The sequence below is a fragment of the Micromonospora sp. CNZ322 genome (assembly GCF_007827755.1).
Genome location: NZ_VITD01000007.1, coordinates 234921 through 250206, shown reverse-complemented (window position 1 = coordinate 250206; position 15286 = coordinate 234921). Strand labels below are relative to the sequence as shown.

General features: G+C 72.3%; 12 protein-coding genes. 5 read left to right on the top strand and 7 right to left on the bottom strand.

Annotation, left to right across the window (positions count from 1 at the left end):
* Nucleotides 1-15 precede the first annotated feature (15 nt).
* Nucleotides 16-1548: an acyl-CoA carboxylase subunit beta gene (locus FB453_RS18920; RefSeq protein WP_145791968.1), complete on the bottom strand. Its 1533-nt coding sequence runs from the start codon at nucleotides 1546-1548 to the stop codon at nucleotides 16-18.
* A 168-nt stretch (nucleotides 1549-1716) separates the two neighbouring features.
* Between FB453_RS18920 and FB453_RS18915 the strand changes: the two genes are divergently transcribed.
* Nucleotides 1717-2277 carry a snapalysin family zinc-dependent metalloprotease gene (locus FB453_RS18915; RefSeq protein WP_112583964.1) on the top strand — a complete coding sequence of 187 codons (561 nt, stop codon included), beginning with the start codon at nucleotides 1717-1719 and terminating at the stop codon, nucleotides 2275-2277.
* Nucleotides 2278-2332: 55 nt separating this feature from the next.
* On the opposite strand, the gene FB453_RS18910 is transcribed toward FB453_RS18915, so the two are convergent.
* The 5 genes from FB453_RS18910 to FB453_RS18890 all read right to left on the bottom strand — a co-directional run bounded on the left by FB453_RS18910 (nucleotide 2333) and on the right by FB453_RS18890 (nucleotide 10210).
* Entirely contained in the window at nucleotides 2333-3253 is a 921-nt protein-coding gene (locus tag FB453_RS18910; RefSeq protein ID WP_145791965.1) for a hydroxymethylglutaryl-CoA lyase, read from the bottom strand.
* A 142-nt stretch (nucleotides 3254-3395) separates the two neighbouring features.
* Nucleotides 3396-4763 carry an ATP-binding protein gene (locus tag FB453_RS18905; protein WP_145791963.1) on the bottom strand — a complete coding sequence of 456 codons (1368 nt, stop codon included), beginning with the start codon at nucleotides 4761-4763 and terminating at the stop codon, nucleotides 3396-3398.
* 71 nt (nucleotides 4764-4834) lie between these two features.
* Complete coding sequence (locus tag FB453_RS18900; RefSeq protein WP_030331931.1) at nucleotides 4835-5434, bottom strand: TetR/AcrR family transcriptional regulator; 600 nt, start codon at nucleotides 5432-5434, stop codon at nucleotides 4835-4837.
* A gap of 100 nt (nucleotides 5435-5534) precedes the next feature.
* Nucleotides 5535-8420, bottom strand: a complete 2886-nt coding sequence (locus FB453_RS18895; protein WP_145791961.1) for a hypothetical protein — start codon at nucleotides 8418-8420, stop codon at nucleotides 5535-5537.
* Nucleotides 8421-8422: 2 nt separating this feature from the next.
* Nucleotides 8423-10210 (bottom strand): HSP90 family protein, encoded by a 1788-nt coding sequence (locus FB453_RS18890; protein WP_145791959.1) that lies wholly within the window; start codon nucleotides 10208-10210, stop codon nucleotides 8423-8425.
* A gap of 120 nt (nucleotides 10211-10330) precedes the next feature.
* On the opposite strand from FB453_RS18890, the gene FB453_RS18885 reads away from it, so the two are divergent.
* On the top strand, nucleotides 10331-11554 hold the full coding sequence (locus tag FB453_RS18885; protein WP_145791957.1) for an MFS transporter: 1224 nt from the start codon (nucleotides 10331-10333) through the stop codon (nucleotides 11552-11554).
* On the opposite strand, the gene FB453_RS18880 is transcribed toward FB453_RS18885, so the two are convergent.
* Nucleotides 11551-12708, bottom strand: a complete 1158-nt coding sequence (locus tag FB453_RS18880; protein WP_145791955.1) for an FAD-dependent oxidoreductase — start codon at nucleotides 12706-12708, stop codon at nucleotides 11551-11553. The two genes, FB453_RS18885 and FB453_RS18880, sit on opposite strands and share 4 nt — an antisense overlap.
* A gap of 105 nt (nucleotides 12709-12813) precedes the next feature.
* Between FB453_RS18880 and FB453_RS18875 the strand changes: the two genes are divergently transcribed.
* From FB453_RS18875 to FB453_RS18865, 3 genes are all read left to right on the top strand, one after another.
* On the top strand, nucleotides 12814-13395 hold the full coding sequence (locus FB453_RS18875) for a TetR/AcrR family transcriptional regulator (protein WP_112583959.1): 582 nt from the start codon (nucleotides 12814-12816) through the stop codon (nucleotides 13393-13395).
* A gap of 72 nt (nucleotides 13396-13467) precedes the next feature.
* On the top strand, nucleotides 13468-14016 hold the full coding sequence (locus FB453_RS18870; protein WP_145791953.1) for a SigE family RNA polymerase sigma factor: 549 nt from the start codon (nucleotides 13468-13470) through the stop codon (nucleotides 14014-14016).
* A complete protein-coding gene (locus FB453_RS18865) occupies nucleotides 14013-15206 on the top strand; it encodes a hypothetical protein (protein WP_145791951.1) in 1194 nt (397 codons plus the stop codon). Before FB453_RS18870 ends, FB453_RS18865 begins: the two co-directional genes overlap by 4 nt.
* The last annotated feature ends 80 nt before the right edge of the window (nucleotides 15207-15286 follow it).

The following is a 15286-nucleotide window of genomic DNA, read 5'->3' as shown; positions in this document are numbered from 1 at the left end:
GGCCCGAGTCGATGATCAGACCGGGGTGACGCCGTGCCGACGGCGGGAGAAGTGCCGATCCTTGGTACGCGCCGCCGCGAATCGACGGACCAGCTCGGTGCGCAGGTCGTGCGGCTCGACGATGGCGTCCACCACCAGCTCACTGGCCAGCCGGACGACGTCGATGTCCTGCTCGTACTCGGCCCGCTTGGCGGCGACGAAGGCCGCCCGCTCGTCCTCGTCCGCAATCGCGGCGATCTTGTTGGCGTAGACCGCGTTCACTGCAGCCTCGGCGCCCATCACGGCGATCTTCGCGGTCGGCAGTGCGATCGTGGCGTCCGGCTCGAACCCGGGGCCGGCCATCGCGTAGAGACCGGCGCCGTACGCCTTGCGGACCACCACGCAGATCTTCGGCACGGTCGCCTCGGAGATCGCGGTGATCATCTTGGCGCCGTGCCGGATGATGCCCTGCTTCTCCACCACGCTGCCGACCATGAAGCCGGGCACGTCGCTGAGGAACAGCAGCGGCACGTTGAACGCGTCGCAGAGCTGCACGAACCGGGTGGCCTTGTCGGCCGAGTCGACGAAGAGCACGCCGCCCTTGAACATCGAGTTGTTGCCGACCACGCCGACGACCTGACCGTCGAGACGGCCGAAGCCGATGGTCAACTCCTTCGCCCAGAGCGCCTGGATCTCGAAGAACGAACCCTCGTCGAGCAGGCCCTTGACGTACCGCCGCATGTCGAACGCCTGCCGCTCGCTGGCCGGCACCAACGCGGCCAGGTCGGCCTTCGCGGACGCGCCGACCGCCGGTGCGGTCGGCGGCGCCTGCGTCCAGTTCGCCGGCAGGTACGACAGGTAGGTCTTCACGACGTCGAGCGCGTCGGCCTCGGTCTTGCAGAGGAAGTGCCCCACGCCGGATTCGGCGGTGTGCACCTTCGCCCCGCCCATCGCCTCCAGGGTGGTCTTCTCGCCGGTGACCATTTCGACCATCCGGTCGGAGCCGAGGTACATGCTGGCGTTGCCGTCGACCAGCGCCACCACGTCGCAGAACGCCGGGATGTACGCACCACCGGCGGCGCTCGGGCCGAACAGCGCGCAGACCTGTGGGATCGAGCCGGAGGCGCGAACCTGGTTCCAGAAGATCTTGCCGGCGCCGCGTCGACCGGGGAAGAGATCGACCTGGTCGGTGATCCGGGCGCCGGCCGAGTCGACCAGGTAGACCATCGGCACGCCGGCGCCGTACGCCCGCTCGATGATCCTGATGATCTTCTCGACGGTGCGGGCGCCCCAGCTGCCGGCCTTGACTGTGGAGTCGTTGGCCATCAGGCAGACCTGTCGGCCATCGATCGTGGCGGTGCCGGTCACCACGCCGTCGGCGGGCAACCCCTCGGCGAGCGCGTTGGCGTAGAGGCCGTCCTCGACGAACGAGCCCTCGTCGACCAGGAGCGCGACCCGTTCACGGGCGAAGAGCTTGCCCTTGGCCGCGTTGGCCGCGTGGTACTTGTCCGCGCCGCCGGACCGGGCCCGCTTGCGCAGCTGCTCCAGTGCCTCACCGTCGAGCGTCACGCCGACTCCTCCGCCATACTGACCTGAACGATCGTTAGGCTAGCGCATCGGCGCGGTTGTCGGCGACCTACGAGCGAACCAGACAGCGAAGCCGAGAGCAAGACATTGAAAAACGTGAATACATATCGCTAGGCTCCTGGCACCCCTCCTCCCAGATCGGAGTCAGCGATGACCTCACGACTCAACCGGCTCGCCGTCGCGTTGCTCGCGACGACACTCGCCACCCTCGGCATCACGGTCGCCAACCCGTCGCCCGCGTCCGCCGCCATGACCATCTGCTACAACACCAGCCAGGCGGGAAGCTACGCCAGCGTCGCCAACCAGGCCGCCTCGATCTGGAACAACGCCACCGTCAACCTGACGCTCTCCGCCAACTGCGGCTCCAACCTGCGCATCTACCGGATCACCGGCGGCGGCTCGTACGCCCAGCGGACCAGCCTCGGCAACGGCCGGGTCTACATCGACACCCAGCAGGCCGCCCAGTACAGCGTGCTGCGGATCATGACCCACGAGATCGGGCACATCCTCGGCCTGCCGGACAACTACAACGGAAACTGCGCCCTGCTGATGTCCGGCGGCAGCGCCGGCACCAGCTGCACCAACGCCTACCCGAGCTCCGCCGAGGCGAGCCGGGTGAGCAACCTCTTCGCCGGCACGTTCAGCGCCACGGACCGCAGCGCGGACATCTTCCGCGACAGTTGGCCGAGCGCGCTCACCTCAGTGAGCTGATCGACCTGGCACGTGGAAGGGGCCGGCGCGTGCGTCGGCCCCTTTCGTCGCGCCTTCAGCCAGGCAGCGGCGTCAGCCGGGTACGCGGGCCGGCCCGCAGCACACCGGACGGCAGCTTCTTGCCGAGCAACTCCTCGGCCAGCTCCGCCGCCTCGATCAGGGCCGGCAGGTCGATGCCGGTGTCGATGCCCATGTCGTGCAGCATGTGCACGGCCTCCTCGGTGGCCAGGTTGCCGCTCGCTCCCGGCGCGTACGGGCAGCCACCGAGGCCACCGACGCTGGCGTCGAACTCGGTCACCCCCAGCTCCAACGCGGTCAGCAGGTTGGCCAGCGCCGTACCCCGGGTGTTGTGGAAGTGCAGCAGGACCGGCACGTGCGCGTTGCTGTCGCGTACCGCGGTCAGCAGCTCGCGGACCCGACGTGGGGTCCCCATGCCGGTGGTGTCGCCGAACGCGACCCGGTCCGCGCCGTCGCGGACCACCCGGTCCACGATCCCGGCCACCCGCTGCGGGTCGATGTCCCCCTCGTACGGGCAGCCGAAGCTGGTCGCCACGATCACCTCGACCCGCGCCGACGCACCGTGCAGCAGGTCGATCAGCTCGGCGATGTCGTCCAGCGACTCGTCCGTGGACCGGTTGACGTTGCGCCGGTTGTGGGTGTCGCTGGCCGAGACCACCACCTCGATCTCGGTGAATCCGGCGGCGAGGGCCCGCTGGGCGCCTCGGGTGTTCGGCACCAGCGCGGAGTACCGCACCCCGTCGGCCTTCACCGCCCGCTGCCACACCTCGTCGGCGTCGGCCATCTGCGGGATCGCCTTGGGGTGCACGAACGACACCGCCTCGATTCGGCGTACGCCGGTGCCGGAGAGGGCGTCGAGCAGCCGCACCTTGGCGTCGGTCGGGATCGGGTCCTCGTTCTGCAACCCGTCCCGCGGCCCAACCTCGCGGATCGAGACGGAATCTGGCAGGTCCGCCATAAGGGGTCACCTCACTGTGACGAAAGCAGCGCTTAGGGGGTCCTCCCAGCATGCCACCCCACTGTTGATCAAGAGGTTTGCGTCATCCGCGGCGCAAATCCTGACGCAAACCTCTTGATCACCGCGGGTGGGCGGGGGGCGGTCAGCGCATGCGGGAGACGATGCCGGTGTCGTAGGCGCCGGAGAGGAACTCGTCGTTGGTGAGCAGCTCGGCGAAGAAGGGAACGTTGTTCTTCGGGCCCTCGATCTGGAAGGCCGCGACGGCTGCCTTCGCGCGATCGAGCGCCTCGTCGCGGGTCGCGCCGCTGACGATCAGCTTGGCCAGCAGGCTGTCGTAGAACGGGGTGACGGTGTTGCCCTCGGTGTAGCCGGAGTCCACCCGGACCCCCTCGCCCGTCGGCTCCACCCACGTCCTGATCACACCCGGGCCGGGCAGGAAGCGCTTCGGGTCCTCCGCGTTGATCCGCATCTCGATGGCGTGCCCACCCGGGGTCAACGCGTCCGGGTCGAACGTCGGCGCCAACCCGGAGGCCACCCGCAACTGCTCCTCGACCAGGTCGATGCCGTAGACGTACTCGGTCACCGGGTGCTCCACCTGCAACCGCGTGTTCATCTCCAGGAAGAAGAAGTCTTCGGAGCCGGGAGCAGTGCCAGCAGCGTCCCGCTCACGCGGGACCAGCAGGCACTCCACAGTGCCCGCGTTGCGGTAGCCGACCGCCTCGCCGGCCCGCACCGCCGCCGCCAGCAGCCGGGATCGCAGCTCCGGTGAGACCGCCGGCGACGGGGACTCCTCGACCAGCTTCTGGTTGCGCCGCTGCACCGAGCACTCCCGCTCGCCGAGCGCCACCACCCGGCCATCGGCCAGGCCGAGGATCTGCACCTCGACGTGCCGTACCCGGGGAAAGTACCGCTCGATCAACACCGAACCGTCGCCGAACATCCGCTCGGCGAACGCGCGCACCTTGTCGTACTCGGTGCGCAGCGCCGCCTCGTCGACGGCCACGCCCATGCCCATGCCGCCACCGCCGGCGGCGGCCTTGACCATCACCGGGTAGCCGATCTCGGCCGCGGCCGTCACCGCAGCGTCCAGGTCGGCGGCCGGGTCGGTGGTACCCGGTGCGACCGGAACACCGGCCGCCGCCATCAGGTTCCGGGCGTTGATCTTGTCGCCCATCGCGGTGATCGCGTCCGCGTCGGGTCCGACCCAGATCAGGCCGCTCGCCTCGACGGTACGGGCGAACTCGGCGTTCTCCGACAGGAAGCCGTACCCGGGGTGGATCGCCTGCGCGCCCGCCGACTTCGCGGCGGCGAGGATCGCCTCGGTGTTGCGGTAGCTCAGCGCCGGGTTCGGTGGGCCGATGAGGACCGCCTCGTCCGCCTCCGCGACGAACGGCAGGTCGGCGTCGGCCTCCGAGTGCACCGCGATCACGCGGATGCCGAGCCGCTTGGCGGTCCGGATGATCCGGCGGGCGATCTCGCCCCGATTGGCGACCAGCAGTGACTCGATCATGTTTCCTCCCGGCGTCCGGATGGTGGGACGATGTCAGGGAATCATGACCGGCACGGTTCTGACGAGTCGGCTCAGGCGAGCAGCGCGGCCAGGGTCGCGCCGCGCAGCAGCTCGGCCCGGCGTCGCCGGTCCACCTCACCACCGAGGAACGGCGTCGAGTTCATCAGGCCGAACGCGGCGTGCGCGAGCACCCGCGCCTCACCGTCGGGCATCCCCGGGTGCAGCGCGGTGAGCACTGTCACCCACTCCTCGACGTAGAGCCGTTGCAGGCGACGAATCCGGCGCCGTGGCTCCTCGGGCAGGCGGTCCAGCTCGTGCAGGTGCAACGCGATCACCGCCGGGTTGGCCAGGGCGAACTCGACGTGGAAGTCGATCAGCGACTCCAGCACGCCGCGCGGGTCGTCCGAGCGCCCGGCGGCGCGTTCCCGCCCACCGGCCAGCAACCCCTCACTGACCGGAATCAGCGCGGCGGCCAGCATGGCTTCCTTGCCGGCGAAGTGGTGGTAGAGCGCCGGACCGGTGACCCCGGCGGCCGCGCCGATGTCGTCCATCGACACGCCGTGATAACCACGCGCCGCGAACAGACCTACCGCGATCTCCAGGATCTCGTCCTTGCGGGACCTGCGCCGGCCCGCACCCGCCGCACCCCGTGCCTGCTGCTCCACCGTCACCGGGCAAGCCTAGACCGCGAGGAGCCCGCGATGGTTGCCGGTCAGTTCCGTCCGCCCCGGGCCTGGCCGCCCCTGACCTGGCCAGGGGCGGCCGGCGAGGTCAGTCGTCCTCGTCCAGGTCGTGCTCCGCGCGCAGCGCGGCGGCTTCCGCGGGTCGATCGAGCAGATCCAGTGCCCTAGCCAGCAGCCAGGCCGTCTGGCGGACCTGCCGCGAAGCGGCCGGCAACCCACCGAGCACGCGGCGCAGCAGCGGTTCCGCCTCGGCCGGCCGGTCCAGGCGCAGCAGCAGCTCACCGATCAGGGCCTCCACCTGGGCGGCCTCGCCGAACGCCTCGATCGAGCGCAACCGGTCCGGTACCCCGGTGAGCCGGCCCAGCGCCTCGTCCAGTCGCTCCTGCCCGGTGAGCACCCGCGCTCCGGCCTCGGCCGCCATCGCCAGCTCGTACAGCACCGGCGGATCGGCCTGCCCGGCCAGCTTCGCCGCCAACCCGTCCACCATTTCGACGGCGCGCAACGCCGCGTCCCGGTCGTCGGCCCAGAACCAGGCGTACGTCTCCCGTCGGCGAGCACGCAGCTCGTCCAGCGGCAGATCACCGAGCCGGTACGCCTCAGCCGCCGCGGCGAACCGCTCGCCCGCCGCCGCGTCCCGGTCGGCGTCGTAAAGGATCCCGCCGGCCTCCTCCAGCACCTGCGCCCGGTGCGGAAGGTTGTCCGGTCCGTCCAGGTTGCTGGCCAACTGCTCCAACAGGGCCAACGCGGGATCGATCTCACCAAGTCCGGCGTAGACGCCGGCCAGCAGGTGCCGGCAGCGGTCGGCCTCCGCCTGGGCGCCCAGCCGATCCAGACCGAGCACGGCCTCCTCGGCGACCTCGGCGGCCTCGGCGAGCCGGCCCACCATCCGGTACGCGTTCGCCAGCTCCCACCGCAGGAACGCGTCCCCCTCGGCGCCCCGCTCCACGCACAGCGTCACCGCCTCGACGAAGTCGTCCACCGCGTCCGGGGCCCGGCCGGCCGCCAGCAACGCCCGGGCGCGAGCGACCCGGACCGGCAGCTCCGCGTCCGCCGGTGCCGCCTCCAATGCCTCGTCGCAGGCGGCCACGGCGTCCGCCGGATCGTCGACCAGCCGCGCGTACGCCAGGCCGGCGCCCGTGACCACCTCGCCGACACCCAACTCCCGGCCGATCCGGCGTGCCTCGTCGACGGCGGCGCGGGCCTCGTCGACGCGGTCCACCTGCTCCAGCAGGTGCCCCCGGTGCAGTGCGATCCGGGCCGCCAGGTGCCGATCGCCGCCCGCGTCGGCCGGTACCCGGTCGAGCGCCGCGAGCGCGTCCGCCCAACGCTCGCGGTGCAGCAGCGCCAACGCCACCCGGTCGTGTCCGGCCGCCCGCTGCCGGGCGTCGCCGAGCCGGTCCAGGACCTCGGCCGCCTCCCGGACCAGCAGCAGGCCTTCCTCGGTTTCCTCGTCGGACCGGGTCAACAACACGCCGAGCCGCCCGGCAACCGTCTGGGCGGCCACCTCCTCGCCCGCCTCCCGGTACAGCTCCACCGCCGCCCGATTCAGCTTGATCGCACCATCGATGTCGTCCTCGTCGCCACGCTCCGACGCGCGCAGCGCCAGCCGGTGCGCGGACGTGCGGGCGGACAGCTCGGCGGAGCCGAACCGGTCGTCGAAGGCGACCAGCGCCGCCCGGAAGGTGGCCCGGTCGTGCCGACCCCAGCTCTGCTCCGCGAGGTCCAGCAGATCGTCCGGGCCGGCGTCGACCGGCAGGGTCACGGCCTGTGGTTCAGCCCCGCCGCTTCGCACTCGCCGGGCCCGGTCGGCTGACGACGCTGGTGTGCCCGCCCCGACGACCGACTGATCCGCGAGCGGGCGGGTCGGGCGGCGACGGACGCTCGCCGACAGCGGCACATGCTCCCCGCTCGCCTGCGCGGCGAGCCGACGAGCGATCCACTCCGACTGCTGGCTCGTGCCGTTACGGGCGTCGAAGCGGTCGGCCAGACCGGCCGCCGTCTCGGCCAGTTCGTCCGCCAACGACGCCGCCGACACCTCGGCGGCCGGCCGGCCCTCGGCGACCCGGCGGTACACGGTCGACGGCCCGGCCTGACGCAGCGCTGCGGAGGCCGCCGCCGCGAAGTGCATGGCGGCGGCCGGCGACGGCGGCCGGTCCAGCCAGTCCAGGTGCCGCTCGACCAGCTCGACCGCCCGCGCCTCGTTGCCGGTCAGCGTGCAGAACTCGATGTGGTCCGCGATGTCCCACAGGTCCGCGAGGTTGCCGCGCAGCCGGCGGTACGCCTCCCGGTGCGCGTCCCGCGCCTCCTCGGCCCGCCCGGTGCGCAGGTACGGCAGGAGCAGCGCGGTGAGGATCGCCTGCGGCTGCTCGGTGCAGGTGAGCCGACCGGCGAGCACCGGCTCGGCCAGCGCCACCGCCTCGGCGTCCCGGCCGGTGTCGGCGAGGTAGCTCACCTGGCTCGTCGGATCACAGCCGGCGCAGTCGGAGAGTTCGTCGCGAGGAGTGGTCTGCCAGAGCCGGTACCAGTGCGCGGCGGCCTCGACGTCGCCCACGTGCTCGGCAACCCGGAACCGGTGCTTGTGCACTGCCTGAAGGCTGTGCCCGCCGGCCCGGTAGCGCCGCTCCATGTCGTCCAGCACCGCGTACGTGCGGTCCAGTGGCACCTCGGGGAACTTCAGCAGGCCGGACGCCATGTACTTGAAGTGCCACAGCAGCTGGTGCAGGTGGCGCTGATGGTAGGGCTGCGGGTCCCTGTCGAACTCGGACAGACACCAGGAGAAGGTCACGAAGGACTTGGCCGGCTCACCGCCGTAGATGTAGCCGGTGGTGGCCTGCATCCGCGTGACGAACGCGAGGTGCCGGTCGTCGGCGGCGTCCACCCGGCGCAGCAGCTGCTCCAGCGCGGCAATCTGCCCCGCCCCGTACGGCATGTCGGCGATGCCGCGCAGCACCCGCCACAGATCCTCGTCGCTCATGCTCACTCCCGTCCCGGGACAGCCCGGCCGAGCAGGCCGAGGAAGGAATCGTTCAGCAGCGCGGCGTCGGCCGCGCGGATCGGATGGTGGCCGAGCAGCAGCGCCTGCCCGTACAGCGCCTCGATGGCGAGACCGACCAGCTCCGGGTCGCTCAGCATGGTCACCCGTCGTACCAGCGGGTTGCGGTGGTTGAGCACCAACTGCGGACGGTCCGGCGGGGCGGTGGCGGCGAGAGCGTCGAGCACTCCACCCCACAGCTCGTCGGCCCGGTCCCGGCTGGCGGCGAGCTGGTCGTTGAACGCCGCCGACCGGCTGACCAGGTAGAGCGCGGGCAGCGAGACCGGGTCGTACGCCCTGATGACCACCTCGCAGCCGGAACGCTCGACGGCCCGCTGCGCCGCCGCGAGGAACGGTCGCAGCGCCAACTCCACCTGCGGGTCGAGCGCGTCGAACCGGGTGGTCAGGTCGCTCGGCTCCAGCCGCTCGATCAGCACCGAGCGGTCCACCACCGGCAGCCGCTCGATCAGTTCGGTGTCGTACGTGTAGCCGGCGTTGACCACAGCCAGGTCCTGCGCGGCGGCGACCGCGGCGAGCTGACGGAACTCGTCGAGGCTGGCCGCGTAGCGGACCACGCCGTGGCGTTCGCGAAACTCGGCGAGGGTGAGCGTGCCGACGTTGGTGTCCATGGGCCACCACCGGTCGACCAGCCGGAGCATCTCGTCGTCGTGCAGCGCCAGGGCCTTCACGCCGAGGTGGTGCACCTGGAGGAACTCGGCCAGCCGGTGCGGGTCGTGCCGGGCCAACCGGACCAGCCAGCCGCGCACCTGGTCGCCGAGCGCCTCCCGGGTCGCCGTCAGCAGGGTGTCCTCGTAGAGGGCCTCCCGGCTGGCGGTCGGGCGCAGCTCGGTCGCGTCCACCACGCAGTGCGCGAAGAACGCCCACTCCGGCAGCAGCCCGTCGGCGTTCTCGGTGAGCAGCATCCGCTTGAGGTAGACGCGGTGCCCGGCCCGGGCCGCCGGGTTCACCGGCGTCGGCAGGATGACGGCGACACCGGTCAGCCCGGCCTCCGGCACGGCCAGCGGCAGGACGTCGAACGGGTCCACGCCGAGCGTCTCCCGGGCGTAGCGGATCAGCGCCGCGCGGTCCAGTGGCGCACCCGGCGTGGTCGGCCAGGGCGGCTCCCCGGTGGTGGTGACGACGTCGCCGATGCGGACGGTGACGGGCAGCAGCGCGCCGAAGAGCCGGGCCAGGTCGGTGACTGTCGCTGTGGTGAACCACTGGTCCGCGTCGCGGCGGGGCACCAGCGTGACGGTGGTGCCCGGCTCGGCGCGGGCGGCTTCCGGCGGGGCCACCGTCACCGCGTAGCGGCCGTCGGCGTACCCGGTCCAGCGAACCGTGGGATTGTCGCCGTGCCTGGTGAGCACCTGGATCTCGTCGGCCACCAGGAAGCAGGAGAGCAGACCGATGCCGAACTGGCCGAGGAACTCGTGCCGGGAGAAACCGAGCTCGTCGCGCTTCGAGCTGCGGCCGATGGTGGCCAGCAGCTCGTGCACCTGCGCCTCGGTCAGACCGATGCCGGTGTCGTGCACCCGTAGCGTGCCGTCGCCGGTGCTGTCCGGGGGTTCGATGCGTACCAGCGCCGGCGCGTCCGGCTCGGTCCTGCGTCGGGCGGTGATCGCGTCCACCGCGTTCTGGAGCAGCTCGCGGACGTAGACCCGCGGGCTGCCGTAGAGGTGATGACTGAGCAGGTCAACCACGCCACGTAGGTCGACCTGGAAAGTGTGGTCCACGCCTGATGTCTCCCCGGTCCCGATGCCGGCGCTCACCGTACCCATGATCACCGACAGGCGCGGTCCCCTTCTGCCCGGCGGCTTGACCCTCGACCCGGTCGAACCGGCACGGTCGCCGGCATGACTTCCTCCGCTCTGGGCCGGGACTTCCGGCTCCTGTGGTCCGCGGCCGTCTCGTCCCGGTTCGGGGACGCGCTGCGTACCCCGGCACTGGCCCTGCTGGCCGCGACAGTGACCCGTGATCCGCGGATCATCGCGGCGGTCACCGTGGCCGGGCAGTTGCCGCCGCTGCTCTTCGGCCTGCTGGGCGGTGTGTACGCGGACCGCTGGGACCGCCGTCGGACGATGGCAGTGGTCGACGGGGTACGCGCGGCAGTGGTGGCGGCGCTGGCCGTGGTGGTCGCGCTCAACCGGGTCAGTGTGCTGGTGCTGCTGGTGGCGGCGTTTCTGCTCGCCACCCTGGGCACTCTCTTCGACTCGGCGTCGTTCGCGCTGCTCCCCGCGTTGGTGCCGCCGGACGCGCTGCCCCGGGCGAACGGCCGGCTCCAGGCGGGGTCGGCGGTGGCCGGTGGCTTCCTCGGAGCGCCCGCCGCCGGTGTCCTGTTCGCCGTCGCCCCGGCCCTTCCGTTCGCCCTCGACGCCGTCACCTTCGCGGCGGCCGCCCTGCTCGTGCTGGCTCTCAGTCCGCCTCTCGCGATCACCCCGGGGACTGCGCGGCGGCGCGGCTCGGTGTGGAGCGAGATCGTCGAAGGGCTGCGTTGGCTGCGCGCGCACCGGACCCTGTGGCGGGTCACGCTGCTCACCGCCGCGAGCAACCTGGCGATCAGCGGAATCATGGCGGTGCTGGTGCTCTACGCGCTGGACGTGCTGCGGGTGCCCCCGGCCGGGTACGGGCTGTTCACCGCCGCCGCCATCGTCGGGGGCGTGGCGGGGGCGCTCGGTGCGGGGCGGCTCGCCGCCCGGCTCGGCACGGTGCCGGCGCTGCGTGCGGTGCTGGCCGTGGAGACCGTGGCGCTGACCGGGTTCGCGCTGGCTCGGCATCCGGTGTCGGGCGGGGTCGCGCTGGCCGTCTTCGCCGCCGGCACCGTCGTGTGGAACAGCCTGTGGGCGTCGTACGGGCAGCGGCAGGTGCCGAGCGAACTGCTGGGCCGGGTCGGCGCGGCCCAGCGGATGGTCGGTCTGCTCACCGCACCGCTCGGGGCGGCGCTCGCCGGGTTGGCCGCTGCGGCGTACGGCACGGTGCCGGTGGCGGGCGCGGCGGCGGCGACGTTCGCGCTGGTCACCCTCGCCGCGTGGTGGACACTGCGACCGACCGCGCCCGTCGTGATGAGCCGCGCGGGCTAGCCCGGCGTCCGCTCCCGGTGCGACAGCCCGGACAGGCGCAGCGCGATGCGCCGACGGGCCGGTGGGACGGCACCGAGCAGCCGGAGCAGCACGTCGCGGGCGGGCCGACGAGCCGGGGAGACGCCGGCCAACCTGGTCAGCCCGGCGGCGAAGCTCAGCACGTCCTCGGCCATCGGCCGCTGCCGGGCGCTGTAGTCGTCGAGCAGCGTCTCCGGGCCGCCGTCGAGCACGTCCGCCACTGCGGTGCCGAGCGTGACAGCGTCGCAGATGCCGAGGTTCATGCCCTGCCCACCGGCCGGGCTGTGCACGTGCCCGGCGTCGCCGGCCAGCAGCACCGGCCCGGCGCGGAAGGTGTCGGCGATCCGGTGGTGCACCCGGAACCGGGAGCCCCAGAGCACCTCGGTCACCCGGTCGGGTCGTCGCGCCGGGCCGCGCTCGTCGAGCAACGCCTGGAGGTAGGCCGCGTCCGGTTCGGCCGGGGCGCTCGCCACGGCGGCGACCAACCGGACCACCCCACCGGGCAGTGGTGCCCAGACCAGCGGTCCGGGCCGGGCGAGGAAGAGCGCCGCCTCGTCGCGGGGCAGCACACTGTGCACCCGCACGTCGGCGAGCACGAAGGACTCCTCGTCGCTGCCGCCGGTGAAGCCGATGCCGGCCAACTGCCGGACCGTGCTGTGCAGGCCGTCCGCGCCGACCACGAACCGGGCCCGCAGCGCCTCGTCGTCGACCTGCGCGAGCATGCCGTCACCGGCGCGGCTCAGCCCGGTGAGCTGGCACGGCCGTCGTACCTGGACACCGAGTTCGGCCAACTTCTCGGTGAGCACGGCCTCGGTGACCGCCTGGGAGACCAGCAGCGCGTAGGGGAAACGGGACGGCAGCTCGTGGAACGGCACCGACAGCAGCACCCGGTCCCGGTCGCGCACCGTGAAACGCGGCGTCCGCACCGCCTGGGCGATCAGCGGCGCCGCGGCGTCGATCCCGTCCAGCACCTCCAGGGTGTATGCGTGCACGACGGCGGCGCGGGAGGTCGTCGGCGGCGCGGCCAACCGGTCCAGCACTGTCACCTCGACCCCGCGCCGGGCCAACGTCAACGCGGTGGCGAGACCGGTGGGGCCGGCGCCCACCACCAGAACGTCGGTGCTCGTGGGCAGCATGGCCACCTCCAGAAACCATTGCCAACATTTGTTGGCAAACACTTGTTGGCAACGCTAGGGCCCTCCTGATTGCGTGTCAACACCTGTTGGCCTACGGTCGTTGGCATGACCCCGTCCGCGCAGTCGACCCAGCCCCGCCGCTCCGACGCCACCCGGGCGGCGATCCTGCGAGCGGCCCGGGAACGGTTCGCGGCCGACGGCTACGAGCGCGCCACTATCCGGGCCATCGCCGCCGACGCCCAGATCGACCCGTCGATGGTGATGCGCTACTACGGCAGCAAGGAGGGGCTCTTCGCGGCGGCGGCCGAGTTCGACCTACGCCTGCCCGACCTGACCTCGGTGCCGCCAGCTCAACTCGGTGAGGTGCTGGTCCGGCACTTCCTCGCCCGCTGGGAGGGCGACGAGACGCTGGTGGCGCTGCTGCGGGCCGCCAGCACCAACCCCGGTGCGGCCGAACGCATGCGCGGCATCTTCGCCGACCAGCTCACCGCCGCCGTGGCCACGTTCGGCAGCGACCCGGCGCTGACCGCCCGACGGGCCGGCCTGGTGGCCAGTCAGGTCCTCGGCCTCGCCTTCACCCGATACATCGTCCGCCTGCCGCCCATGGTGGACACCACGCCGGAAGAGCTGGTCTCCTGGATCGCGCCGACCCTCCAGCGCTATCTGACCGGAACGCCACCGAGCTGACCCAACCTTTTCCCACCTCCCGTGCGTCTGCCAGATGACGCGTACAGCGCGACGGCCGGGGAGGGGGGGCGGATGGCGCCGACGAGGGACGACGGACGCGACGGCTACCTCGCCTTCGTGGAGAACCACCAGCACCGGCTGCTCCGCGCGGCCTACCTGATCTGCGGCAACCGGCATCAGGCCGAAGACCTCCTCCAGGACGCGCTGCTGAAGCTGGCGCTGCGCTGGTCCTCGGTCCGCGACGGCGACCCCTCCGCGTACGTGCGCGCCATCCTCTACCGCGACTCAGTGTCCTGGTGGCGTCGCCGACGGCGGGAATGGCTCAGCGCCGCACCGCCGGACCAGGTGGCCCACGACCGTGACGGTGCGTTACGGCTGACCATGCACGACGCGCTGGGCCTGCTGCCACCGCGGCAGCGGGCCGTGCTGGTGTTGCGCTACTACGAGGACCTGACCGAGGTCGCCACCGCCGAGGCGCTCGGGGTGACCGTCGGCACCGTGAAGAGCCAGTGCCATGCGGCGCTGCGCCGCCTCCGCGAGGTCGCCCCGGACCTCGCTCGCGATGCCCGACCGAGCCAGGGCTCGGCTGATCTGGCCAGCGGTCTGGAGGTGAACCCGTGAACGAGCAGGAACTACGCCGGCTGCTGACCGTCAGCGTCGAGGACGTGCTCCCCAGCCAGCCGGCCGCCGCCGGATGGGAGCGGGCCCGCCGTACCCGGCGTACCCGGCGCGCCGTCGCAGTGGTCGCTCTGGCCGTGGTGCTGGTCGGTGGTGGCACTGTGGCGGCGCTGCGACCGCCCGCCGACCCGGCGCCGGCCCCTCCGGTCGGCCCGACGGTGACCCCGACCGTCGACCCGTCCCACGCGGGTCCGGTGCAGAAACCGCCCGCCGAGCTGACCTTCCCGCCCGATCCGTTGGCCAGGCTCGGCGACCCGGCGACAGTGCCGCTCTCCGAGCGACCGGTCCAGCGGGCACTGGCGTTGTTCCAGCCGCTGACCGAGGAGGGCAGCGAGGACGGCCCGGTTCGGGTGCTCGGCAACGACGGCGTGGTGCGCAGCCTCGACGTGGTGGCACTGGCACCCACCCGGGACGCGGGCGGCAACGAGGCAACGGCCCTGAAGCCGGGAGTGCTGTCGCCGGACGGCCGGTCGGCCGCGTTCGCGCAGACCAAAGAGCTGATCATGATCGACCTCACCACCGCAGCCGTTCGCCGGATACCGCTCGACGGCTACCTGGAGCAGGTGGTGTGGGCGCACGACCGGGTGCTGGTCGGGGGTGACGACCGGACGTACGCGGTGGACAGGGTCACCGGGGCGGCCAGCACGATCGACGTGTCGACCTGGGAGTTGATCGCCCCCGACCCGGCCGCTGGCCGCGAGGCCCCGTTGATCGACATGTACGGCGAGGGGGCCAGCCTGAAGCTACGCACCCGGACCGCCCGGGAGGGCGAACTCCGCTCCGAACAGCCGGTCACCGCCGCGGCGCTGCCCTCGCCCTACCAGGTCAACGAGTTCTACGGCCGGGGCTGGCTGCACGGCGAGCGACTGGCGCGGGCAGCCTGGATCACCAGCAGCGAGATCGACGGTGCCGAGGGAGCCGCGGTGCTGGACGCGCGGACCGGGGCCGTGCTGCACCTGCTCGACCTGGGCCGGGATCGCAGCAAGGGCTGCTGTGTCGTGCTGGGCTGGGACAACCAGGGCGCGGTGCTGCTCCGGCTGGAACCGGCCGCCCTGGCGCGCTGGCACCCGGAGACCGGCGAGATCACCGGCATCGTCCGCGACCTGCGCGGCGTGTTCGCACTCGCCAGCTGACAAGGGTCGCGTCGTCTCGACGTGATCGACTCGGGTTCGTTGATATCGCGATGTCCGAGCGAGCGGGACGGCCCGACATC

Excerpts from the sequence above, each read along its gene's own strand:
- FB453_RS18885 (WP_145791957.1), top strand. The coding sequence starts at position 10,331 with ATGACTTCCTCCGCTCTGGGCCGGGACTTCCGGCTCCTGTGGTCCGCG.
- FB453_RS18905 (WP_145791963.1), bottom strand. The coding sequence starts at position 4,763 with ATGATCGAGTCACTGCTGGTCGCCAATCGGGGCGAGATCGCCCGCCGG.
- FB453_RS18880 (WP_145791955.1), bottom strand. The coding sequence starts at position 12,708 with ATGCTGCCCACGAGCACCGACGTTCTGGTGGTGGGCGCCGGCCCCACC.
- FB453_RS18910 (WP_145791965.1), bottom strand. The coding sequence starts at position 3,253 with ATGGCGGACCTGCCAGATTCCGTCTCGATCCGCGAGGTTGGGCCGCGG.
- FB453_RS18915 (WP_112583964.1), top strand. The coding sequence starts at position 1,717 with ATGACCTCACGACTCAACCGGCTCGCCGTCGCGTTGCTCGCGACGACA.
- FB453_RS18875 (WP_112583959.1), top strand. The coding sequence starts at position 12,814 with ATGACCCCGTCCGCGCAGTCGACCCAGCCCCGCCGCTCCGACGCCACC.
- FB453_RS18870 (WP_145791953.1), top strand. The coding sequence starts at position 13,468 with ATGGCGCCGACGAGGGACGACGGACGCGACGGCTACCTCGCCTTCGTG.
- FB453_RS18895 (WP_145791961.1), bottom strand. The coding sequence starts at position 8,420 with ATGAGCGACGAGGATCTGTGGCGGGTGCTGCGCGGCATCGCCGACATG.